Annotated in this window: 24 protein-coding genes; 3 read left to right on the plus strand and 21 right to left on the minus strand. The window is 48.4% G+C overall.

The annotated features are described in order from the left end of the window. From B2899_RS13175 to B2899_RS13200, 6 genes are all read right to left on the minus strand, one after another. Positions 1-240, minus strand: a 240-nt coding sequence (locus B2899_RS13175; protein WP_286886411.1) for a stage V sporulation protein AB, incomplete at its 3' end; no start/stop codon positions are given. Further along, entirely contained in the window at positions 237-851 is a 615-nt protein-coding gene (locus B2899_RS13180) for a stage V sporulation protein AA (protein WP_146808768.1), read from the minus strand. The genes B2899_RS13180 and B2899_RS13175, both read right to left, overlap by 4 nt. A 122-nt stretch (positions 852-973) precedes the next feature. Next, positions 974-1729, minus strand: a complete 756-nt coding sequence (gene sigF / locus B2899_RS13185; RefSeq protein ID WP_146808766.1) for an RNA polymerase sporulation sigma factor SigF — start codon at positions 1727-1729, stop codon at positions 974-976. 11 nt (positions 1730-1740) lie between these two features. Next, positions 1741-2196 (minus strand): anti-sigma F factor, encoded by a 456-nt coding sequence (spoIIAB, locus tag B2899_RS13190; RefSeq protein WP_371863534.1) that lies wholly within the window; start codon positions 2194-2196, stop codon positions 1741-1743. Then, positions 2196-2546, minus strand: coding sequence for an anti-sigma F factor antagonist (spoIIAA, locus tag B2899_RS13195; RefSeq protein WP_286886414.1), 351 nt, complete (start codon positions 2544-2546; stop codon positions 2196-2198). The genes spoIIAB and spoIIAA overlap by 1 nt, the downstream gene beginning before the upstream one ends. A 132-nt stretch (positions 2547-2678) precedes the next feature. After that, entirely contained in the window at positions 2679-3884 is a 1206-nt protein-coding gene (locus tag B2899_RS13200; RefSeq protein WP_146808762.1) for a D-alanyl-D-alanine carboxypeptidase family protein, read from the minus strand. A 285-nt stretch (positions 3885-4169) separates the two neighbouring features. On the opposite strand from B2899_RS13200, the gene B2899_RS13205 reads away from it, so the two are divergent. Further along, positions 4170-5240 carry a branched-chain amino acid aminotransferase gene (locus B2899_RS13205; RefSeq protein WP_286886416.1) on the plus strand — a complete coding sequence of 357 codons (1071 nt, stop codon included), beginning with the start codon at positions 4170-4172 and terminating at the stop codon, positions 5238-5240. 179 nt (positions 5241-5419) lie between these two features. Here B2899_RS13205 and B2899_RS13210 read toward each other — a convergent pair whose 3' ends face one another. The 9 genes from B2899_RS13210 to B2899_RS13250 form a co-directional block, all read right to left on the minus strand. Beyond that, on the minus strand, positions 5420-6448 hold the full coding sequence (locus B2899_RS13210) for an ABC transporter ATP-binding protein (RefSeq protein WP_146808758.1): 1029 nt from the start codon (positions 6446-6448) through the stop codon (positions 5420-5422). Then, positions 6445-7449 carry an ABC transporter ATP-binding protein gene (locus B2899_RS13215; protein WP_146808757.1) on the minus strand — a complete coding sequence of 335 codons (1005 nt, stop codon included), beginning with the start codon at positions 7447-7449 and terminating at the stop codon, positions 6445-6447. The genes B2899_RS13210 and B2899_RS13215 overlap by 4 nt, the downstream gene beginning before the upstream one ends. A 26-nt stretch (positions 7450-7475) precedes the next feature. After that, entirely contained in the window at positions 7476-8405 is a 930-nt protein-coding gene (locus B2899_RS13220) for an ABC transporter permease (RefSeq protein WP_146808756.1), read from the minus strand. Further along, the gene (locus B2899_RS13225) at positions 8405-9334 is read right to left on the minus strand and encodes an ABC transporter permease (protein ID WP_146808755.1); all 930 of its coding nucleotides are present in this window, start codon (positions 9332-9334) and stop codon (positions 8405-8407) included. The genes B2899_RS13220 and B2899_RS13225 overlap by 1 nt, the downstream gene beginning before the upstream one ends. 79 nt (positions 9335-9413) lie before the next feature. After that, on the minus strand, positions 9414-11078 hold the full coding sequence (locus B2899_RS13230) for a peptide ABC transporter substrate-binding protein (RefSeq protein WP_286886424.1): 1665 nt from the start codon (positions 11076-11078) through the stop codon (positions 9414-9416). Positions 11079-11277: 199 nt separating this feature from the next. Then, positions 11278-12096 carry a purine-nucleoside phosphorylase gene (locus B2899_RS13235; RefSeq protein ID WP_146808753.1) on the minus strand — a complete coding sequence of 273 codons (819 nt, stop codon included), beginning with the start codon at positions 12094-12096 and terminating at the stop codon, positions 11278-11280. 24 nt (positions 12097-12120) lie between these two features. Beyond that, complete coding sequence (gene deoB, locus B2899_RS13240; RefSeq protein WP_146808751.1) at positions 12121-13302, minus strand: phosphopentomutase; 1182 nt, start codon at positions 13300-13302, stop codon at positions 12121-12123. 84 nt (positions 13303-13386) lie between these two features. Continuing rightward, positions 13387-14274: a site-specific tyrosine recombinase XerD gene (gene xerD, locus B2899_RS13245; protein ID WP_146808750.1), complete on the minus strand. Its 888-nt coding sequence runs from the start codon at positions 14272-14274 to the stop codon at positions 13387-13389. A gap of 107 nt (positions 14275-14381) precedes the next feature. After that, complete coding sequence (locus B2899_RS13250; RefSeq protein WP_146808748.1) at positions 14382-14618, minus strand: DUF4227 family protein; 237 nt, start codon at positions 14616-14618, stop codon at positions 14382-14384. 147 nt (positions 14619-14765) lie between these two features. Between B2899_RS13250 and B2899_RS13255 the strand changes: the two genes are divergently transcribed. Continuing rightward, positions 14766-16853, plus strand: coding sequence for a peptidoglycan D,D-transpeptidase FtsI family protein (locus tag B2899_RS13255; protein ID WP_146808747.1), 2088 nt, complete (start codon positions 14766-14768; stop codon positions 16851-16853). Positions 16854-16969: 116 nt separating this feature from the next. Here the strand turns inward: B2899_RS13255 and B2899_RS13260 are convergent, their stop codons facing one another. The 6 genes from B2899_RS13260 to B2899_RS13285 form a co-directional block, all read right to left on the minus strand. Further along, the gene (locus B2899_RS13260; protein ID WP_146808745.1) at positions 16970-17458 is read right to left on the minus strand and encodes a Fur family transcriptional regulator; all 489 of its coding nucleotides are present in this window, start codon (positions 17456-17458) and stop codon (positions 16970-16972) included. A 75-nt stretch (positions 17459-17533) separates the two neighbouring features. Beyond that, positions 17534-18193 carry a stage II sporulation protein M gene (spoIIM, locus tag B2899_RS13265; protein ID WP_246147219.1) on the minus strand — a complete coding sequence of 220 codons (660 nt, stop codon included), beginning with the start codon at positions 18191-18193 and terminating at the stop codon, positions 17534-17536. Between the two features lie 58 nt (positions 18194-18251). Beyond that, positions 18252-19439 (minus strand): endonuclease Q family protein, encoded by a 1188-nt coding sequence (locus B2899_RS13270; RefSeq protein ID WP_286886431.1) that lies wholly within the window; start codon positions 19437-19439, stop codon positions 18252-18254. A gap of 8 nt (positions 19440-19447) precedes the next feature. Beyond that, positions 19448-19975 (minus strand): NUDIX hydrolase, encoded by a 528-nt coding sequence (locus B2899_RS13275; protein WP_286886433.1) that lies wholly within the window; start codon positions 19973-19975, stop codon positions 19448-19450. Positions 19976-20027: 52 nt separating this feature from the next. Further along, on the minus strand, positions 20028-21161 hold the full coding sequence (locus B2899_RS13280) for a DUF3866 family protein (protein ID WP_286886435.1): 1134 nt from the start codon (positions 21159-21161) through the stop codon (positions 20028-20030). 95 nt (positions 21162-21256) lie between these two features. Further along, positions 21257-22375, minus strand: a complete 1119-nt coding sequence (locus B2899_RS13285; RefSeq protein ID WP_286886437.1) for a M20/M25/M40 family metallo-hydrolase — start codon at positions 22373-22375, stop codon at positions 21257-21259. A 206-nt stretch (positions 22376-22581) separates the two neighbouring features. On the opposite strand from B2899_RS13285, the gene B2899_RS13290 reads away from it, so the two are divergent. Then, on the plus strand, positions 22582-23760 hold the full coding sequence (locus tag B2899_RS13290) for a M20 family metallopeptidase (protein WP_371863533.1): 1179 nt from the start codon (positions 22582-22584) through the stop codon (positions 23758-23760). Positions 23761-23858 lie beyond the last annotated feature (98 nt).

Raw genomic sequence — 23858 nt, forward strand, 5'->3', positions numbered from 1 at the left:
GCCAGGAATGCCAAGCAGGACAGGCGAAAGGTTAAGCCCGGGAGAAAAAAAATCGAATACGGTAGAAAAAAACGCACCAAGAATGACCGCCCATTGATAATGAAGCAGATACTTATCCGTCTTCGTAATCTGAACAAACCGGGGAATTAAATCGAGCACTGTAATAAGTGCAACAATACCTCCACCCACGATAAATCCGCCGCTTAAGCCCACAAGAGCGAGAAATAGTTGGGTTATCATTTTTTCTTCGCTCCGGGAGCCTCATTCATAAGCACGTATTCGTCTACATTTTGCTGGTAAAGAAACATCTCAAGCTCTAATGGGCTGGGCTCGTCATTAAACCGTTTGCGGAACAGATGGTTAAAGAACAAAATCATGCCTGCACCGACGCCAAACGAGTATGGAATCTGAATGATGAATGGATGCATATTTTTCTGTCCTGTGACCAGTTCATATATTCGCTGGTGCACTTCAAGCATGCTGACGTCCGTATGGAAATTCATAATGGCGAGTCCGGATCCGATGAAGAGCACAATCCAGACGAAAACGACCAATACAATATTGATGTTTCTCTGAGGCACCAGCACTTCAATTATCATATTTTCCGGTCCGATATTGTGGACCAATAGCTCGGGTTGAGTACGCTGCAGAGCGTCGATTACTTGAATAATATCAACGACATAGCGTTTTCCGTCTTCTTTGCAAAGGGTATGCAATACAGTATCCCGAATGGCTGCTTCGGAAGGGCTGTTCGTGACCATCTCTGCCACATGCCGGATGCGCACCGTCTCGCCCGGAGGCAGTTGAATTTTTCCTTTTAGCTTTACATACGCGTGAGTTGGGCCAGCCATACGCCATCCCTCCTTACAGTCCGTATTATTTGTAGAGGACGAGGAAGGTATGCAAAGCAGACATTGTCCCCACGTCTTTCACCTCTAAAATTTCACAGGAGAAAGAAAGAGCAGATCGAAAGTTATTTTTCGATCTGCTCTTTCATAAGCTTTAGGATTTTCTTTTCAAGGCGCGATACCTGAACCTGGGAGATGCCGAGACGTTCGGCGACTTCGGATTGGGTTTGATCTTTGTAATACCGTAAATAGACGATGAGCTGCTCACGTTCCGTCAGCTTGCCAATCGCTTCTTTGAGCGCGATTTTGTCGAACCATTTGTCCTCCTCTTTATCCGCAATCTGATCCATAAGCGTAATCGGATCACCGTCGTTTTCAAAAACGGTCTCATGGATGGACGACGGAGCGCGGTTCGCTTCCTGGGCGTAGATGACTTCTTCAGGCGTAATCTCCAGCGCTTCCGCTACCTCTTTCACTGTAGGCAGCCGGCCCAGTTCTTTGGACAGTTCATCTTTAACGCGCCGAACCTTGTGGGCGATTTCCTTAAGTGACCGGCTCACTTTTACCGTACCGTCGTCACGCAAAAAGCGCTGGATTTCTCCGATGATCATCGGTACCGCGTATGTCGAGAATTTTACATCAAAAGTCAAATCAAATTTATCAATGGCTTTAAGAAGGCCGATGCAGCCGATTTGAAACAAATCGTCCGCCTCGTATCCCCGGTTCAAAAAGCGCTGCACAACCGACCATACCAGACGAATGTTGCTGTTTACCAATGTATCTCGTGCTGTCGTATCTCCCGCCTGACTTTGCGCAAGCAATTGTTTTACCTCTTTATCGGATAGATAAACATGGTTGGCATTCCTTACATTGGTCTCCATCGGCATGTCTCCTAATTACATAACGCTTCATTCTTGGCCAGCTTTTTCACCAGCCGGATTCGTGTACCCCGGCCGATCTCGGTTTCTACTTCCATTTTGTCCATAAAATTCTCCATAATCGTAAAACCCATACCGGAACGCTCAAGCTCCGGCTTTGTTGTAAAGAGAGGCTGTCTGGCTTCTTCGAGATTGGCGATGCCGATACCGTAATCTTCTACGATAATCTCGATGCGGACCGGAGTGTAGGTCGTCTCAATCATTACCGTGCCGGTCTCATCTCCTTCATAGCCGTGAATGATGGCGTTCGTAACCGCTTCAGAGACAACGGTTTTAATCTCCTCCATCTCTTCAAGCGTGATGTCAAGCCTGGATAGGAACGAAGCGACCGCAATGCGGGCGAAGCCTTCATTCTCGCTGCGGGCGGCAAACTCCAGACGCATGAAGTTATTTTCGGTCCTCTTTTGCATTACGCCACCCCCAGCACAAGGAGCGCTTCCTGTTCAGACTCCTTGATTTTTAGAATCTTGAACAGGCCGGACAGCTCGAACAGGCGATAGATGACCGAGTTAATCGAGCAGACGACCATCTCGCCGCCGCGTGCCGCAACCTGCTTATACCGTCCCAGAATTACACCCAGACCTGAGCTATCCATAAAATGAAGATTTGCCAAACTCAATAAAACGTGCTGTACCGGCTCCTCATTCAACTGTCTGTCCATTTTCGTGCGCAGCATATCCGCCGTATGATGATCCAGTTCTCCTTCCAGCCTGACAATCAGCACATCGTTTACTGTTTCCATATCGATTCGCAAACTCACGCAGGCCACTCCTTCGCTTAGTGATATCAGGAGATTCTACAAAGCCGACCATGATTCCTGCCCCTCGACAAAACTAGAAAAAAACCGGGGAAATATGGCATCGTTCTCCTTTTTCCCGATTTTTCGCTATGCTCATCCGCCAAACATTTTGCGCGTTGCGCGCTTGAACAGCTCCCACCAGCTTGCTTCATCGACGCTGTTTGCAGCGACCAGGTCGACGGTGCTGACCGTTTTACCGTCCTTTTTAATCAACACTTCACCGATTTTGACGCCTTTTGTAATCGGTGCCTGCAATTCGGCTTTGAGATTAATGACCTTCTGGTAACTGTCAGCTTTTTCGCCTTTTTTCACCAGCATACTGAAGCGGTATGGTACGACAATGTCGACGGTTTCCTGCTTGCCTTTTTCGACCGGTACCGTTTTAATAACCTGATTCTCTTTGTAGAGCGGCTGGCTATCGTACTGATTAAATGCGTAATCCATCATGGAAGCGATCTCCTGATTGCGGATTTTGGAATCCGGCGCTCCCATCACAACAGCAATGACGCGCATATTTCCACGCTTGGCGGTTGCGGTAAGACAGTATTTCGCCTCGGACGTATACCCGGTTTTCAGTCCGTCCGCTCCCGGATAAAAACGAACAAGCCGGTTTGTATTGACCAGCCAGAACGGCTTCCTGGAATCCTTGCGGAGATAATCCTGGTATAATCCCGTATATTTCGTAATCTTTTCATGCTTAAGCAGCTCGCGGGACATTAATGCGATATCATGGGCGGAAGATACGTGACCGGATACCGGCAATCCATTGGAATTCATGAATGTCGTATCATCCATGCCCAACTGTTTGGCCCGCGCGTTCATTTTCTCAACGAACGCTTTCTCCGTTCCGGCCAGATGCTCTGCCATAGCAACGGACGCGTCATTACCGGATGCAAGCGCGATGCCTTTCAGCATATCGTCGGCCGTCATTTCTTCACCCGGCTCAAGAAAAATCTGCGAACCTCCCATGGAAGCAGCATATTCGCTTGTTCGTACTTTATCTGTCAGCTTCAGCTCGCCGCGATCGATCGCTTCCATGATAAGAAGCATCGTCATCACCTTGGTGATGCTGGCAGGCGGCAGCGGCTTGTGTCCGTTTTTCTCATAGAGAATGGCACCTGTATCCCGATCGATAAGTACAGCCGATACGGCATTCGGCGCCAGCTCTGCGTCTCCTTGCTTCTGGTTTCCTTGCTTCTGATCTTCAGCCGGTTTCCCTTTCTCCTGGGCGAACGCCAATCCGCCGAACTGCGATATCATTAGAAATAGACATAACAATACAGTAGACAGCTTCTTCATTCACTGGTCCCCTCCATCATTCACTTTTCGCTCTTTGCCATTTCATTCGCTATACGACGAACGGAGGCGAAATAGTAAGTGAAATAGAATACTACCTAGTGTCGCCACAAGACCTGGAATTATATACCTGACACTAAAAATAAACCCGGTTCCCGGACCCGACACACCATAAAGCAAAAACTTTGCTTTCACAAAATAGACGAAATATTTACTTTATTCTTCTATTTGTGTAAAGTTTAATTATAAAGTTTAAAACGAAAGAACGAGGGGGAAGCACAAAAGACTATGAACGATCCTATCGAAATTACACTGGCAAAAAACAAAAAGCCAAAAAAAGATCCCAACCAACTCACATTCGGAACTTATTTTACAGATCACATGTTTATGATGGATTACACACCTGAAAACGGATGGCATCAGCCAAGAATCGTTCCGTACGCGCCCATTACCCTTGATCCCGCGGCCGTTGTCTTTCATTATGGACAAGCGGTATTTGAGGGCATGAAAGCATACCGTACGAAGGATGACAGAGTCCTTTTATTCAGACCGGAAAAAAACATGAAACGAATCAACCTGTCCAATGAAAGGCTGAGCATTCCGCCTGTTGACGAAGCGTTTCTGGTAGAAGCGATTAAAAAACTGGTTACCATTGAAAAAGATTGGGTTCCCAAGGAGCCGGGAACGTCTCTGTATATTCGACCGTTCATCATCGGCACGGAACCGTATCTGGGTGTTCACCCTTCCCGCACATATATGTTCATGGTCATCCTCTGCCCGGTCGGCGCTTACTACCCGGAAGGCATTAACCCGGTAAAAATCTATGTAGAAAGCAAATATGTTCGTGCCGTCAACGGAGGAACGGGTCATACGAAAACTTCAGGGAATTACGCAGCAAGCTTCAAAGCGCAGGAAGAAGCACAAAGACAGGGATGTGCACAAGTACTATGGCTGGATGGCGTGGAGAAAGCGTACGTAGAAGAAGTGGGAAGTATGAACGTTTTCTTCAAAATCAATGGCGAGGTGGTAACACCTGCGCTAAACGGCAGTATTCTGGCCGGTGTTACAAGGGATTCCGTCATTCAGCTTCTGAAAAATTGGGGCATTCCGGTTACGGAAAGAAAGATTTCCATGGAAGAGGTGTATCAGGCCCACGCCGCGGGAACACTGGAAGAAGCTTTCGGCACAGGTACAGCAGCCGTAATTTCCCCTATTGGCGGACTAATCTGGAAGGATACAGAAATGACCATTAATGAAGGAAAAGCAGGAGCATTATCCATGAAACTTTACGATACAATTACCGGGGTTCAGAACGGAGAAATCGATGACCCGTTCGGATGGACCGTAGAAGTAAAATAAGAGAAAAAGAGGGAAAGAGGAAATGAGATCCAGGGGAGAAAAAGGCGTTCGCCTTTTTCCCCATTGAAATCACCCCCTCATTCTCTTCTCTCTTTTCCTTCGTATCACAAAAGTCAGCTGCTCTTCTCATGATTTTCATATCGGGGTTGCGGCTGAGATACCATGGTGGTTTTCTATGCTTACACCTTTCTAACATCCGCCCCCATCATCTTTTCATTATAGAGATGGCAAGCGACAAAATGATCCGGCTTGACTTCCTGCCATACCGGCTCAATTTTTGCGCAAGACTCCATTGCAAACAGACAACGGGTCCGGAAATGACAGCCGCTCGGCGGATTCATCGGACTCGGCACGTCACCTTTGAGTACGATACGCTGACGACGGCGCTCCACTTCCGGGTCCGGAATCGGAATTGCAGACAGAAGCGCCTGTGTGTATGGATGCAGCGGACTCGAATACAGGTGCTCGCTCACAGCCAACTCGGCAATCTTGCCGAGATACATTACGGCCACGCGATCACTCATGTGTTTAACCATGGACAAATCGTGGGCAATAAACAAATACGTCAGCCCCATTTTGTCCTGCAAATCGCTCAGCAGGTTCACTACCTGTGCCTGGATCGATACGTCGAGCGCTGAAATCGGCTCGTCACAGACAATGAACTTTGGCCCTACCGCAAGCGCACGGGCAATGCCGATCCGCTGACGCTGGCCGCCGGAAAATTCATGGGGAAAACGGTTGATATGGTCCGGCTTCAATCCGACCAGGCCGAGCAATTCCTGAATGCGCTCCTTGCGCTTCACACCGCTTGCCAGCTTGTGCAAATCAAGCGCTTCGCCGATAATATCCCCAATCGTCATCCGGGGATTGAGCGATGCATACGGGTCCTGGAAAATCATCTGCATATCGCGGCGCAGCTTTTTCAACTCGCGCGGGCTCGCTTTGTGTACATCCTTTCCTTCGAACAGTACCTGCCCCTCGGTCGCGTCATACAGCCGAAGAATGGTACGGCCCATTGTGGATTTGCCGCAGCCGGACTCTCCCACTACACCAAGCGTTTCGCCTTGTTTAATATTAAATGTTACATCGCTGACGGCTTTTACCGTACCGCCGCCTGCGTTAAAGTATTTTTTCAGGTTGCGTACTTCAAGCAGCACGTCCTTTGTTTGTCCATTTTGCACCGGAATTTCCGTTACGGTCGATTTCATTGTGCGAATTCCTCCCTCCGGGTGCCTGCCAACGGGTGGTGTAGCCAGCAGGCCGCCTGATGGTTTTCGCCCATTTCTTCAAGGGCCGGCTTATGGTTCCGGCACACTTCCATTGCATATTCACAACGGGCAAAGAACGGACAGCCGATCGGCGGATAAAGCAGATCCGGCGGCGTGCCGATAATCGGTTCAAGCGGCTCGTTTTTATTCATATCAAGACGCGGCACAGACTTCAGCAGTCCTTTCGTGTACGGATGCTGCGGCTTGTAAAAAATCTGATCCACCGTACCGGTTTCTACTACTTCACCTGCGTACATGACGACGACACGATCGCACATGTCAGCCACAACGCCGAGATCGTGCGTGATAAGAATAATGGATGTACCGGTCTTATCCTGCAGTTCTTTCATCAACTCCAGAATTTGTGCCTGAATCGTTACATCAAGCGCCGTTGTCGGCTCATCGGCAATCAGGAGTTTCGGACGGCAGGCAAGCGCAATTGCGATCATGGCGCGCTGCCGCATTCCGCCGGAAAATTCATGCGGGTACTGGTTCACCCGCTTATCCGGCTGTGGAATACCTACCATCTTCAACAGTTCAATCGCCTGCTTGTGTGCCTCTCCCGCAAACATGCCTTGATGCTTCATCAAACTTTCTGTAATTTGCACCCCGATTTTCATTGTCGGGTTTAGCGACGTCATCGGATCCTGGAAAATCATTCCGATTTCATTGCCGCGAATTTTTTGCATGTCTTTTTCTTTTTTCTTAAGCAAATCCTGGCCGTTGAACATAATGCTTCCCTGCTTGTATTGCGCCGGCGGCTGCGGCAATAGTTTCATAATGGATTGAGCAGTTACGCTTTTACCGCATCCTGACTCACCTACAATACCTATCGTCTCGCCTTTTTTCACTTCAAAGTTAACGCCCCGTACAGCTTTCACTTCGCCTGCATAAGTATGAAACGAGATATGCAAATCACGTACTTCGAGTATATTTTCCATAGGTTTTTCACCCTTTACTTTTCAGGTTATTTGCGCATTCTCGGGTCGAGTGCATCACGCATGCCATCTCCCAATACGTTGAAAGCGAACATTGTGAGTGAAATGAAGAAGCCCGGAATGAATAGCTGGTACGCGTTTCCGATTAGCAAGCTTACCAGCGCATCGTTGGCCATCGTTCCCCAGCTTGCGCGCGGCGCCGGAATCCCGAGACCTAAGAAGCTTAGCGTCGCTTCTGCGAAAATCGCCGTCGGAACGGTCAGCGTTACGTTTACAAGAATCAGTCCCATCGTATTTGGAAGGATGTGCTTCATGAGAATCCATTTTGCATCAGCGCCCAGCGCGATCGACGCCTGAACGTATTCCTGCTCCTTCAGTTGTAGAACCTGTCCGCGCACCAGACGCGCCATCGGAATCCAGCCAGTTAGCGTCATTGCCATGATAATTGTCCACAGACCGGGACCGATGATGACCATCAGAAGAATGACCATCAGCAAGTATGGCACACTATATAACACTTCAGCGATACGCATCATGATATTGTCGACACGGCCACCTTTCAGACCGGAGATACCACCATAGATAACCCCAATCACAAAATCAATAAATGCCGCCATAACCCCGATGAACAGGGAGATGCGTGCCCCATACCAGATACGGGTGAAAATATCCCGGCCAGAAGAATCCGTACCGAACCAGTGCTCCGCGCTCGGCCGCAGGTTCCTGGCCGTGAAATCCTGCTTATAGTAGGTATAGCCGCTAATCATCGGCCCGATAATCGCCATAATGACAAGCACGATGATGATAAAAAGACCGGCCATCGCCAATTTATTCAGTTTTAAACGGCGCCATACATCCGCCCGGTAGGAGATGCTGGGGCGCTCAATTTTTTCCGCATCTTTAAAGTTATCCGTTACAGGACGGAACATATCGGCGGTTAAGCGTGTTTCAGGCTGCATTACTTACTCCCCCCTGTAACTTTGATGCGCGGATCGATCCAGGTATACATGACGTCTACCAGGAAGATTAAGAAGATCAGAATCGCGCTGTAGAAAATGGTGGAACCCAGGATGACTGGATAATCACGGTTGAAAATGCCCTTAACAAACATTTCACCCATTCCCGGAATCCCAAAGATATGTTCGATAACAAAACTTCCAGTAACAAGATTTGCAGTAATAATCCCAAGAACGGTAACTACCGGCAGAATCGCATTGCGCAGCGTATGCTTGATAATAACGACATTGCGCGCCAATCCTTTGGCTTTGGCGGTTTTAATATAATCCTGTCCGAGCACTTCAAGCATGCTCGAACGCAGCAGGCGTGCGATAAACGTCATCGGCATCGCGGCCAGCGCCAGCGAAGGTAAAATTGTATGCTTCCACGTGCCCCATGTGGCCGCAGGCAGCAGTCCCCATTCAACGGAGACATAGTGAATCAGAACGGTTGCAAGAATAAAGTTTGGTACAGAAATACCGATAATCGCTAGAATCATAGATACATGGTCAGGAAAACGGTTATGGTAAAGCGCGGCAATCACACCGAAAATAATACCAAGCGTTACACCGATAACCAGTGCCTGCAATCCAAGATGCAGGGACACCGGAAACCCTTCTGTAATATAATCATTCACCGTAATCGTGCTCGATTTCAAAGACGGACCGAAATCAAGGGAAAGCAAAGATTTCACATACAGCCCGTACTGCACATACAGCGGTTCATTCAAATGGTAATAATTCATTAAGTTCTCATAAACCCCCGGCGGCATTTTGCCTTCCTTGGCAAACGGATTACCGGGAATCATATGCATCAGGAAAAACGTGAGAGTCACAACGACCCACAAAGTTAAGAGGGCCCAGCCCAAGCGCTGTAAAGTATATCGTAACAACGTATACCCTCCATTCTATTTTTACTTGAAAAACGGGGAACGCTCCTAAGTTTAAGCATTCCCCTGATTTCATGCGCTATTACTTGATTTCCGCGTACTTCAATTCCGGATATTCATCCGGCGGAGTGAATACGCCAGTAATATTTTCTTTCAGCGTGTAGGCTTTCGTATAGAAATAAATCGGCATAATCGGCATGTCTTTCATGATGATGTCTTCCGCTTTATGCATCGCTTCCATGCGAACTTTCGCATCGCTTGATTGCTTCGCTTTGTTTATTTCCGCATCGTACGATTTACTCTTCCAGCCGGTGTCGTTCTGCGTGCTTACACTCGTAAACATGTCCATAAACGTCATCGGATCAATAAAGTCCGCAATCCAGCCTGCGCGTGATACGTCATAATCAAGTTTGTGTTCACGATCGATTTTCACCTGGAATTCTACGTTCTCAAGTCCCACTTCAATGCCGAGGTTGTTGCGCCACATCTCTTGAATGGCTTCGGCGATGCGCTTATGAAGATCAAGGTTGTTATACATGATGTTGAATTTCGGCATTTTGTCCATGCCTTCTTCTTTCAGGCCTTCAGCTAACAGTTTCTTCGCTTCCGCTATATCTTCTTTAAAGTAATCGCCGCCAACTTTACGGAAATCTTTACCGTTTGTATCCTCAGAACCTTCGGCCACAAGCGCAAACGCCGGCTTTTGTCCGCCCTGCGTAATGTTTTCCGTAATGGTCTTACGCTCGATAGCCATTGCCAATGCTTTACGTACTTTTACATTAGTAAACGGTTTCTTCTGAGTATTAAAGCGATAGAAGTATGTTGCGTATTCCGGAACAATCTTGAAATCCGGAGCATTTTGGCCTTTCAACTGACCTACTACGTCGCCCGGCAGCGGATAAGACAGATCAAGCTGACCCGAGCGGTACATTTGCCATGCCGTGTTTTCGTCTTCTACCATTGCCCAATCAATACCGGCAAGTTTGATGCGGTCTTTTTGAAAATAGTTCTCATTTTTGACCATTTTCAGGCCTTCTTTATGTTTCCATTCCGTCAGCTTGAACGGACCGTTAGACACGAATGTTTTTGCATCGTTAGCCCAATCTTTGTTTTGTTCTTGCACTTTTTTATTTACCGGATAATACGTATAGAAGGACACAAGTTCAAGGAAGTACGGAGTCGGATTTACCAATCTGACTTCCAGCGTTTTCTCGTCCTTTGCTTTTACGGCTACTTTATCTTCAAGGGCTTTTAATTTTGCCGGGTCTTTTTCTTTGGAAGAATTGTATTCTTCAGCACCTTGAATGTAATAAAGCTGATAAGCATAATCGGAAGCTGTATTCGGGTTCAATGCATACTTCCATGCAAATTCAAAGTCCTCTGCGGTTAACGGATCGCCGTTAGACCATTTCAGTCCGTTACGAAGATGGAACGTATATGTCTTTTTGTCTTCGCTGCTATCCCATTTTTCCGCCATAGCACCAACAACTTCGAATTCGCCGTTATCCCCTTTCGGCTCTTTCATTGTCAGACCTACAAATAGATGGCGAAGCGGCCATGATTCGTGTGTCCCCTGCAATTTCGCCGGATGAAGTGAGCCGGGTTCGGATGAGTTATTTACCCGCATTACTTTGCCTTCTGTATTGCCGCCGGCCGCTTTTTTTTCTCCATTACCGCCACCACACCCTGTAAGCGCTAACATAAGCAGCAGAACAAGGCTCAACATGATTGAGAAACTTTTCTTCACAGCAATTGACCTCCTTACATCTTAAAACGAATGGCTATTCGGAATTTCTATGCTGCGATTTTATCAGTATATTTTAAAAAAATATACGTTTTTCGTATTATTTATACAGAACCACCATGACATTCTCTCCTTCTTTTCTCACGATTTTCACAGAAAAAGCCTGAAACAACATGTTGTTTCAGGCTTTTTCTGAATACTTCTACATTTTCGTAATCACGGCTTTGACTAGCGTTAAGAACGTATGCTTCACTTTCTCCGCTGTCTCCATTACCTCGTCGTGTGACAACGGCTGCGGCAAGATACCGGCCGCCATATTGCTAATGCAGGAGATGCCAAGCACACGGATACCAGCATGACGCGCCACGATTACTTCCGGCACGGTAGACATTCCGACCGCATCACCACCCAGAATGCGCAGCATGCGGATTTCTGCCGGGGTTTCATAGCTTGGACCCAGCATTCCCACATAAACGCCTTCCTGTACTTGAATACCGTTCTGCTCGGCCGCATTACGCGCAATCGCACGCAGATCCGGACAGTAGGCAGTAGACATATCCGGGAAACGCACACCCATCTCCTGGTCATTCGGCCCGATAAGCGGGTTCTGGCCGGTAAGATTAATATGGTCTTTAATTAGCATTAAATCACCGGGGCGATAGCTTTCATTCACCCCGCCGGCTGCATTCGTGACAATGATTTTGTCGACGCCGATCGCTTTCATGACACGCACGGGAAACGTAACGGCCTCAAGCCCGTGCCCTTCATAATAATGAAAGCGGCCTTGCATTGCCACCACAGGCTTGTCCTCCAGCGTACCGATGACCAATTGGCCTTTATGACCTTCCACGGTAGACACCGGAAAATGCGGAATGTCTCCGTACGGAATTACGGTCGGATTCTCAATTTCATCCGCCAGTACACCCAGACCGGATCCAAGAATCAAGCCAATTTCCGGTTTTGCATCTGTCTTGCTTGCGATATAAGCCTGGACTTCTGCAATATGTGCTGCTATCGACATCCTATCTACCTCCCGCAGACTTTATTACTCGGTAATTTGTTTCAAAAAGCTTGTGCCGAAACGCGGTTGAGTCACTTCGAAATTATCCGCAATTGTGGCGCCGATATCGGCAAAAGTCTCGCGTATACCAAGCGCCTTTCCGCCTGTAAGCCCCTTATGGTATACGAGCAGCGGCACATATTCGCGGGTGTGATCCGTACCGTGGTGTACCGGATCGTTACCATGATCCGCCGTAATGATTAACAGATCCTCTTCTGTCAACGCATCGAGAATTTCCGGAAGACGGGCATCGAACTCTTCGAGCGCTTCGCCGTAGCCGATTGGATTGCGGCGGTGGCCATACAGCGCGTCAAAGTCGACCAGATTGACAAACGAAAGACCTGTGAAATCTTTTTTCATCGTACCCAGCAATTTGTCCACGCCATCCATATTCGACTTCGTCTTGATGGATTCGGTTACCCCTTGTCCCGCATAAATATCCGAGATTTTACCGATAGCAATGGAATCTAAACCCGCTTCCTTCAGAAAATTCATTACGGTCTTGCCCGGAGGGGATACCGAGAAGTCACGCCGGTTAGCCGTACGGGTAAAATGGCCAGGCTCGCCGACAAACGGACGGGCGATAACGCGTACGACGGAGTGCTCATCCTCAAGCGTGAGCTCACGCGCAACCTGGCAAATTTTATACAATTCCTCAAGCGGTACCACTTCTTCATGCGCCGCGACCTGGAATACGCTGTCCGCTGATGTATAGACGATTACGTCCCCCGTCTTCATGTGCTCTTCGCCGAGCTCTTCGATAATCTCCGTGCCGGAGGCAGGCTTGTTGCCCAACACACCGCGCCCGATTTTCTCAGAGAACGGTCCCAGCAGACTGTCGGGGAATCCGTTTGGCCACGTTTTGAACGGCGTCTCTACACGAAGCCCCATAATCTCCCAGTGACCGGTCGTCGTATCTTTGCCAAGCGAAATCTCTCTCATTTTGCCGAAAGCGGCCATAGGTGGCGCATCGGCGGAAACACCTTGGAGCCGCTCGATATGCCCAAGTCCAAGTCCGGCCAGATTCGGTACGTTCAAACCGCCCATCTTCTCAGCAATATGGCCGAGCGTATGCGCCCCTTCGTCATTATACTCTTTCGCGTCCGGCAGCTCGCCGATGCCAACGCTATCTAACACGATTAGAAATATCCGCTTAAATCGCTTCATCTGTTCTAACCTCCAATTTCTTTCCTCACATCTTTTACTGAAAATAAGGAAGGCACTTCAAACATTACCCCGAAGTACCTCTTTTTATGCCCGCGGATGGGCCTTGGCGTACACCTCTTTCAGACGTGAGCGTGTAACATGCGTATAAATTTGAGTGGTCGAAATGTCGGCATGCCCGAGCATTTCCTGCACGGAACGGAGATCAGCTCCATTCTCCAGCAGATGCGTCGCAAACGAGTGACGAAGCGTATGCGGCGTAATCTCTTTGTGGCTATTGGCCAACTGAGCGTATTTCTTAATAATCTTCCAGAATCCCTGCCGGGACAAGCGACGGCCATGATGGTTTAAAAACAGCGCCTCTTCCTGCCCCCGCTTCTTGAGCATCGGCCGACCGCGCTCCAGATAACGGCTTACGCCTTCAATCGCAAGGCGTCCAAGCGGAATGATCCTCTCTTTCGATCCTTTACCGAAACATTTAATAAAGCCCATATTTAAATTCACATCGGATAGATTAAGCGATACAAGTTCCGATACACGGATACCTGTCGCATACAAAAGTTCAAGCATCGCTTTGTCGCGCATACCCGAAGCAAGACGTGTATCCGGTCCGTTCAATAGTGTTTCCACTTCCACTACCGACAACACCTGCGGCAGCTTTTTTTCAATTTTCGGAGATTCCAGATTTACACTCGGATCTTTATCAATAAATTTTTCTCGCAGTAAAAATTGATAAAACGCACGAATAGAAGCCAAATTACGGGACAATGTCGCCGTCGCACGTCCTTGCTCCTGAAGATAAAGCAAATAACCCATAATCTGCATGCGGCTTGTCCCATTTAAATCCGTAATACCCTCACGGCTTAAGTAGGCGCAGTATGCATGAAGGTCCCGCTGGTACGACTCCAGCGTATTCTTCGCTAACCCTCTTTCCACTGTTAAATAATGGATAAATTGGGTAATTAACTCTTTCATCTCTTAATCTCCTCAACATCCAATCTTCTCTATAAATGTTATCCATACCTATTCTTTAATTACTTTATTCCACAATGTTCTCTCGTTTCCTGCTCATAGACAAAAAATTATTCCCCATACCAGTAGAAATCAAAGAGGCGCTGTTTCATTTCTTCGTACGTACCTTCGAATGTGGATGTATGCTTCATTACTTTCATGGCTTTACCCTGGGGTTCTTTGTACGGCTCAGCCGGTTTTATCGCATCGCTCACATATGTAATCACCGTATAAAACACAAACGTGCAAAAAATGAAAATGGCAAGCAGCCTGATAGCGTCCATAACACGGTTGTATGGAATAAACATATTTTTTCTCCTTTCTTAATTCCGGTATGCCTCTCTTCAAGCCTATTCCTTCTATGAAAATTTTATACCTTTTGTTCATTTTCAATTTGTGTTTCACATGATACAATCTATTTTTGGATTAAACTCACGGCAAGGTGTGGTCAACCGATGTACACTCACGAAGAAAAAGAAAACAGCCGAACCAGGCAAGTATTCAATCGTCTAAATTTGCTGCTCTTACTTGTATTTCTCGTGTTCGCCGCCATTATTTTCCGCCTATCGTACGTACAGATTATAGATGGCGAAGAATACGAGCAGAAAGCGACCGCTAAATCTGACAAGAAAGTTCCGATCCCGGCCCTGCGCGGTAATATCTACGATAAAAACGGTAATCTTATTGTGCATAGCCGCGGCTCTTTTACTGCCGTTTTTCAGGAAAAAGACTATATGGACAAAGACTACTACATAAGCCTTGTCACCAAACTGGAAAAAATTCTGTCCGGCACTACCAAGGAAGATTTGCTGAAAAAAATGGATGTCGGCTACGAATACAAAAACGGCAAAGTCGAAAAAACGGCACGCATGACATTGAAATTTCTCGAAAAAGACTTGAAGTACGATTTATCCCAGAAAGAAATCGCCTACCTGGCAGAGCACCGTAATGAACTTGACGGCGTATCCGTCGTAACCAAGCCCATTCGGGAATACGACAAAAAACAGGTGGCGGTGCAGGCCATCGGTTATGTACGACCGTTTAACGTAGCAGATAATCAAGGAATCGAGTACTATCGAAAGAATAAAGACATCTATCTGCCAAACCAGATGGTCGGTTACGAAGGCATCGAGCGGAGTTATGAGGAAGATTTGCGCGGAGAAAACGGCTACCGTATGTATCAGGTAGCGGCGGATCAAACCATTCTTCAGCAAATTAAAGAAGTGCCGCCTAAGCGGGGAAGTAACCTGTACTTGACGATTGACCAGCGGGTACAACTTGAGACACGCGATTTTATTAAGAACTTCCTGCCGAAGCTGCGCGCCACCGGCCGTAACGCCTACTATGCAAAAAATGCATACGCCGTAGCGATGGAAGTGAAAACCGGAAAGATTGTAGCTATGGTCAGCTATCCCGAATATGACCCGAATATCTGGACATCCGGTCCTGACAAAGAAACGTACGAACAAAATAAATATTCGTTTACAAACGGTACCATCCGCAGTGCACCGCATGACGTGCGGCCAAAAACCGGCAAAGATGCGGAGATGGAGAACTACAAACATCCTGCATCCGTTGTTCCGGCCGGTTCCGTTGTCAAGCCTGCGACTGTATTAATGGGTCTGTCGGAAGGAATAGCCCCCTTCTACTGGCCCGATCCCGGTGCATACCGTTACGGCGGCGCCGGGGATGTCGTCCGCAATGACAACGGACATAACTACGGTATGCTGACGCCGCAAACGGCCATTCAAAAATCGTCCAATACGTATATGGCAAACATCGGAAAGCTGCTAAGCCAGAAATACAAGAAGAATTCAGTAAGCGTATACCAGAAGTACTACCATGCGTTCGGCCTTGGAGTAAAAACCGGAGTGGACCTTCCGGGCGAATCGGCAGGCGGCGAAGACTTCCTGGTTATGAATGAACGCTATGGCCCGCTGGCAGCCATGGTACAGGCTTCTTTCGGCCAGCAGGGACGATACACGACAATGCAGCTTGCACAATATGCGGCAACGCTGGCCAACAAAGGAACGCGCATGCGGCCGCAATTGGTTGACCGTATCACGGATAATAACGGTAAAGTTATTAAGTCTTTTAAATCAGAAGTGTTAAGCCAGCTACATGAACCGGACAGCTACTGGCGTATCGTGCATGAGGGAATGGGCATGGTTACCCAGCAGGGCGGAACGGCGGCAGGCGTATTCGCCGGATTCCCGTACCGTGTAGCAGCAAAAACAGGCACATCTCAGCAGGATATTTATGTGCCGGATTCCCTTGATTTTGAAAAAGGGGTCAATTGGCATAAATACAAAGAAATCAACAATGGGGTATTCATCTCGTTTGCGCCGCTCGAAAATCCGAAGCTGGCGGTAGCCGTTGTCGTTCCGGAAGGCGGATACGGCGGACCATCGGCCGGTCGCATCGCCCGCGCCATTTATGACGCATACGACAAGTATGTTGGGCTGGGACCGACGGACAAACCGTATGATCCGGCTACGGCAGTACCGGATGAGGGGCAAACAGCGAAAAAAGCAAAACAATAAGAAAGCAGGCAAAACACAATAAAGCCACCATGGCCTTTCTCTTACTATTCTTATGTTTTACCACGGGATTTAAAAAAAATATAAAAAGCAGCGGCTCTCTCATGAGCCCCTGCTTCTTAGCCTGGAATATTGCTTTTCACGTTGGCAATTTCACTTGCATCCACTTTATCAATGCAGCGGTGACAAACGCCATGAAAAGATAAGCGATGATCGAGAATATGAAATTTAAATTTATCGCTTACCGCCTGCTCTACCTCTCCAAGAAGGTCTTCGTGAATCTCATCCACCGCACCGCACATAACGCAAATCAAGTGATGATGGTGATGCTCGGCGTCTTCGCTGCGGAATTCGTATCGAGCTACCCCATCACCAAAGTTAATCTTCTGCAGAATATGCAAATCACTCATTAATTCGAGCGTACGATATACGGTAGCCAGACCGATCTCAGGAGCCTTCTCTTTGACGAGCAAATAGACATCTTCGGCGGATAAGTGGTCTTCTTCGTTCTCCAACAGAACACGCAACGTGGCTTCGCGTTGCGGAGTCAGCTTATAACTGTGCGCATGCAGTTGCTGTCTGATCTTATCAATTCTTTCTTCCCTCATAAAAAGACCTCCCCGAGCAGCTTCCTACATCCTCATTATAGTGGAGCCGGAATAGGGAGTCAAATATAATTCTTATTAAATAATAATTATTATAAATTTTAAAAGTGTCATGCTGGCATGCTTCATCAATGCGGGAGAAATAAATGCTTCAAAGGCCGCAGCCGCCGTCATGACGCCTCCCATGATTAAAATTAACGCACTGTAAACGAGAAAACGCGGATATAGTGCCCCACCGCGCTTCAAAAACCGGGACTGCACAAGATGCAAGGAGAATGAGACGCCGGCAGTTGCTACGATGATAACCGCAGGAATAACCAGCAGATTTTGCGGAAGCACGGACACCACGGCAAAGTACAGACCTTTCCACTGCAGCTGGTTGACGAGAAAGCCGACCGTGAATCCGACGACAACTCCTTTTAGAAATACCATCACAAGAATCAGCGGAAGTCCGATAATGGACAGTCCAAGAATCCACATGAAACCTACATATTTTAAATAATGACCGAGCGAGCTTTGAAAGCTGCGCAGCGGGTCGGTAATATTGTCGTTTTTCAGTTCGTGAAAAAACTGGCTGACATACATGAACAGTTCCTGCTTCTGCGTCAGGCCAAGCGAGTTGACGACAACCGCGCCGAACCCCACTCCCATGATGAACAGCACAATGATAAACAAGTAGAGCGACGAATTCTCCCGTACATTCTGCTGCAATGTTTGTCCAAGTTTACTCCTTACCAATGGGAATCCCCCCTGTCCTTCTCTTATCACGATATATATGTAGGACAGGGGGGACGTATTACTCGAGCGAAATCTTTCCGTAGATGCCGGCTCCACCTTCAAGAAACGATACATCGCCGCGTCGGCTGCGGTCAATCGCTTCTGCAACGGCGGCACCGACCACATCTGCGAGCTTCTCTACCGAAGTATGGTGTAAAATGTTCATCTCGGTCCCGAATTCAGCCAGCAATTTTTTCATCCGGCCCGCGCCAAGCCCCGGCACGAACTCAAGAGGAATATGGTATCGGTACGGCGGGCGATGTGCCGGATGCGTAGCAGGCGACTGTGTTGAAATTTCCTGGAATCGTTCGTATACGCCGCGCGTGATAACTTTTTTCCCTTCTTTGCCACAATGCGGGCAGCGAGATGTATCCGTCTGCGCCACCAGTTCCTCGCAATTGGTACAGCGTGTTCGATAATACTTGCCTAACTGCGGGTGTAAACCGTAATTCTCTCGTATATGGCGACCTTCCTTACGTCCTAGCGCTAAGCACAGTTCCGTAAAATCAGCGCGTTTTACATAGAGATTCTGGTATTCCCGCGCAATTTTGGCGGTGGAATGAGCATCCGAATTCGTGACAAAGGTAAGAGGACCAAGCTCTGCGATGCCATCGGCCAAGTTTGAATCCGAACTTAGTCCCAATTCAAGCCCCGCAAATCGCTCCACCGCAATCACGGAAGACAAGCTATCCACACATGCGCCATAGACACTTTTATGAGGCGTAAACGCGTGAGCGGGTATCACGATACCGCCCAGCCTGTCTGCCTTTGAAATAAGCGTATCTATGTCCGTATACATACGCTGGGTGCTGAGGTGAATGTTTTTAACTTTTGTCTGATACCAATCGCGAAAGGAGGCAAACGCGGTCCGGTCCGGCAGATAGACAAGGAAGTGCGCCAGTCCGTGCCCTACCTTAAGCTCTACTTCAACGCCGGCAATGAGCGTCACTTCTCCTTCCGGTGCGGCATAGCGGTAGCCGCCACCGGGAAGTTCCTCCATCCGTCCCGTCTGCAGGTGTCCGTCAATCTCTTCCTGCACCTCGGGCGAATGGCAGTCGATAATACCGACCATGTGCATGCCTTTACGCTTTACCGCTTCTTCAACGATGCTTGTCAGAGTAAGCGTACGGGATGCCGTAATTTTTACCGGACGATTATACATTGTCCGCCCAATATGAATATGCAGATCGGCAAAACATTCATTCATGTAGGCCGTCATTTCGCCTCTAGTTCCCACGCGTACACAGCCAGAATCGTTTTCGCATCGCGAATGTCGCCACTAGCAATCAGATCACGCGCTTCTTCCTTTGTCACATGCAAAAGCTCCACAAACTCATCTTCATCCGGCCGCGCTTTACCGGGTACCACTCCTTCTGCCCGGTAAAGATGCACAATTTCATCGGCAAAGCCCGGTGACGTATAGAAAGATGCCTGATGATGCAGGGAGGTGTATGTATAACCGGTTTCTTCCTGAAGTTCACGTCCTGCACATACTTCCGGCTCTTCACCCGGCTCCAGTTTTCCGGCCGGAATCTCTACCAGCATCCGCTCCAGCGGCTTGCGGAACTGCCGCACCATAATCATTCGATCATCTTCTGTAATCGCCATGACCGCGACCGCGCCCGGATGGGTCACGATTTCCCGTTTCGCCGTTTTACCGTTGGGCAACTCTACGTCATCTACTTTTACTTTGATAATTTTCCCGTCGTATATCGACTTGCTTGCGATTGTTTTTTCAATCATAGAGTTCCTGTTCATCCTTTCCGACATAGTGTTCCTCTCTATTGAAGCATATTCAGGCAAACAAATCCATTTTCCGTACTGCTTCCCGCTTTTCGTACTGGCTCTGAGCCAGCCGGGCCGCATAATACGTATGGACAAAGAATGCCGGATCTTCTTCGGCAGTCCGCCCCATTGTCGTAAGCGAACCCGGATAGGAAGCCTCAATTGCCTGCCATTCTTCCCTGTTCAACGGGTCATGCAGAATAAGGGTATGATGTCTGGACTGCTCTCCTATTTGCGCAATCAATTCAGGATTTTGCTCCAGATTCAATAAAAGCGGCGTATTGCGGACGAATCGCAGCACGGTAGCTGTATGGTGGCTTATGCCTGCGTGACGCTCTCTGGAATCGGCCCTGCTTACTCTGGGAATCAGGATTGGTATCCCTCCCAGTTTGTGCACGGTTTCGATTATTGCGACTTGTTCCATTCCACTAAAGCCAAGCGCTGTACCTGTTCCCACAATACCTGGTCCAGGCATAATCACAATCATATCCGCTTCCCATACAAAACGTGCAGCCAACAATGCTGTATAAAGGTTGACGCATTCTGTCTGTCCCCCGAATGTGTGGCCATATGTAATTGTACCCACCAGAAGTCCGAGCGATTGCAAGTGTCGTATATGATCACTAAGCGCCAGTGGCAGTGCGCCTCCCTCGCTCATAATATAGCAGATGCGCGGCATCTTTCCTTCTCCTTCCCGTTGTGATAAATACCGGATGGAGAGAACGAAAGCAGGCAGCATGCTGTGTGTTTCGCCGATAATGACCGGCGTCTGCTTCAGCGCCTTTTCTGCCGTATCAAGGGACTCAGCTATGATCTTTCCTTCTTCCGCCGTCTGTACAGCATGCTGAAATGGAGTATACCTCAGTTTTATAATATGACCGCATTGCGCCGCCTCCGCGTCTATAATCGGCTGTCCGTCTGCCCCGATTCGAGCTGATACAAAGTGCTTTCCTCCGCTGCCGAGTCCAAGTTCAACCGCAGTCGTATTCATGATAACCTTCTCTCCCGGCTCGATACGCCCGGTCAACTGCGGATAATTTAAAGCAGCGGACAAATCTTTCTCTCCTACTCGTACTTCCACTTCTTGAAGCGTCTCTTCCTCCCGTATGATACGCATCACTGTTCCGTATGACCATACAATCATCTCGCTCCCTCCTTTTCTACAACAAGAATATGCAAAAGAGGGAAAAGGCAGGACAAAAAAAGATGAAGCCCGCTTCGGGACTCCATCTTTTTCAGCTATTTCGCTGCCTGTTCGCAGAGGGCTACGACAAGCTCCGCGCTCTTTACCAGCTCCTCGACTGAAATTTTCTCGCCGGTCGTATGGATGTCTTCATAACCGATGGCAAGATTAGCCGTCGGAATACCATGGCCGGACAAAATGTTGGCGTCGCTCCCGCCACCGCTTGCAAGCAGACGAGGTTCGCGTCCCACCGCTTTTACGCCTTCGATCGCTTTCTTGACAACTACATCTTCTTCGGAAAATTTAAAGCCGGGATAGACGAGCGTGATGTCTACGTCGGCTGTCGCCCCGAACTCCTGCGCCGCCTCCTCGAATGCACGCTTCATTTTCTCTGTCTGCGCGTTTAGCTTCTCTTCGACGAGACTGCGCGCTTCCGCTGTAATTTGTACCTGTTCGCAAACGATATTTGTCGGACCGCTTCCCTGGAAACTGCCGATATTGGCGGTCGTTTCTGCGTCAATGCGACCGAGCGGCATGCGGGCGACCGCTTTACTGGCGACTTGAATGGCGCTGATACCGGCTTCTGGATTCACTCCCGCGTGGGCGGAACGGCCACGAATGGTTGCAGTAATTTTGGCTTGATAGGGAGCGGCTACGATAATGTCTCCGACTTTGCCGTTGCTGTCCAATGCGAATCCATATTTGGCATGGAGCAATGCAGGATCGAACACTTTTGCCCCCTGAAGGCCCGACTCTTCGCCGACAGTAATCAAGAATTGAATCGTACCGTGTGGAATTTCCCGTTCTTTAAGTACACGTACCGCCTCAAGCATCGCAGCAATACCTGCTTTGTCATCGCTTCCAAGAATCGTCGTACCATCGGAAACAATATAGCCGTTCTTTATGCTCGGCTTAATTCCTTTCCCGGGAACGACCGTATCCATATGACATGTAAAATAAATAGTCGGACAACCATCCACCGAACCTTTAAGCGTTGCTACCAGATTACCGGCTTCATGCTCCGTTTTCTCATGCGCATCGTCTTCCACCACTTCCAATCCCAACGCGGAAAACTTTTCTTTTAGTGTATCGCAGATGGCTCTCTCATGCTTCGTCTCGCTATCCACCTGCACAAGTTCCATGAATTCGCTGACAATCCGGTTCTCTTGTACCATCTATGTATTCCCACCTATTCTTGTGATATCGTCTTTTTCTATTGTTTATCAATCCAGGGGAAAATTCAACAACGGCTGCCAATTCACAGCAAGCTTACTCTATATGCTTCCGTGGTATCTATGCTACTCTATAAATACCACTATACATCATAAGACGTAACTGCTATATAAACGTAACGATGCATTAAAAAAGCAAGGGGGAGTCCATGATGACAACGCATACGGCAGATGCTTTGATTCGCGACATTGCCGAGGAAGTAATCCTTTGGAGACGTTATCTTCACGAACATCCGGAATTGTCTTTCTACGAGGAAAAAACCGCACAATTCGTATACGATACGCTGTCTTCATTCGGCGGACTCGAACTTTCCCGCCCGACAAAAAACAGCGTCATGGCCCGTCTTGTCGGCAAACAGCCGGGCAAAACACTCGCGATTCGGGCCGATATGGATGCCCTTCCGATTCAAGAAGAAAACGATTTTGAATTCGCTTCCAAAAACCCCGGTGTCATGCATGCTTGTGGTCACGACGGCCATACCGCCATGCTACTCGGATGCGCCAAAGTGCTTACTGCTCTTAAAGACCAGCTACAGGGAGAGGTTCGCTTTTTGTTCCAGCATGCAGAAGAGATTGCTCCAGGCGGCGCTGAAGAAATGGTGCAGGCGGGCGTGATGGAAGGGGTGGACTATGTCATCGGAACCCACCTCTGGTCCCCGCTTGAAATCGGAAAAATCGGAGTGACTTTCGGCCCGATGATGGCGGCACCGGATACGTTCTGGATCACGGTGCAGGGCAGGGGAGGTCATGCGGCGCTTCCGCATCAGACGATCGACAGCATTGCCGTCGCTGCACAGGTTGTCACCAACCTGCAACATATTGTCTCGCGCAATACCGATCCGCTCGATAACCTCGTTATCTCGGTAACCCAATTTATTGGAGGCACGACCCACAATGTCATTCCGGGCTCGGTTGAAATTTGCGGAACCGTACGCAGTTTCGATGCCACGCTGCGTGAGTCGGTGCCCGCACTAATGGAACGGGTAGTAAAAGGGATTACAGACGCTCATGGCGCCACTTACACATTCAAATACGAGTTCGGCTATCGCCCTGTAATTAATGATGCAGAAGTTACGGAGAAAATTCGCGAGACCGTACTTGAAGTATTCGGCGAGGAAGCGTTGGAGATGCTACGTCCCAATATGGGTGGTGAGGACTTCTCCGCTTTCCAGCAGAAAGCACCCGGTACATTCTTTTACGTAGGAGCAGGTAATCCTGCGAAAGGCATTACGTATCCGCACCATCACCCTCGTTTTACAATTGACGAGGATGCGCTGGAAAAAGGCGTGAAAATGTTCGTCCATGCGGCATTCAAGCTGTTGAGATAGCCATATAAAAAACCGGGGAACCTCCCCGGTTTTTGTTTGTATTGTTTCGTCCATTTATTACAACGGAATGTTGCCGTGTTTTTTTGCGGGACGCTCTT

This window comes from Aneurinibacillus sp. UBA3580, assembly GCF_002375825.1.
Classification (GTDB): domain Bacteria; phylum Bacillota; class Bacilli; order Aneurinibacillales; family Aneurinibacillaceae; genus Aneurinibacillus; species Aneurinibacillus danicus.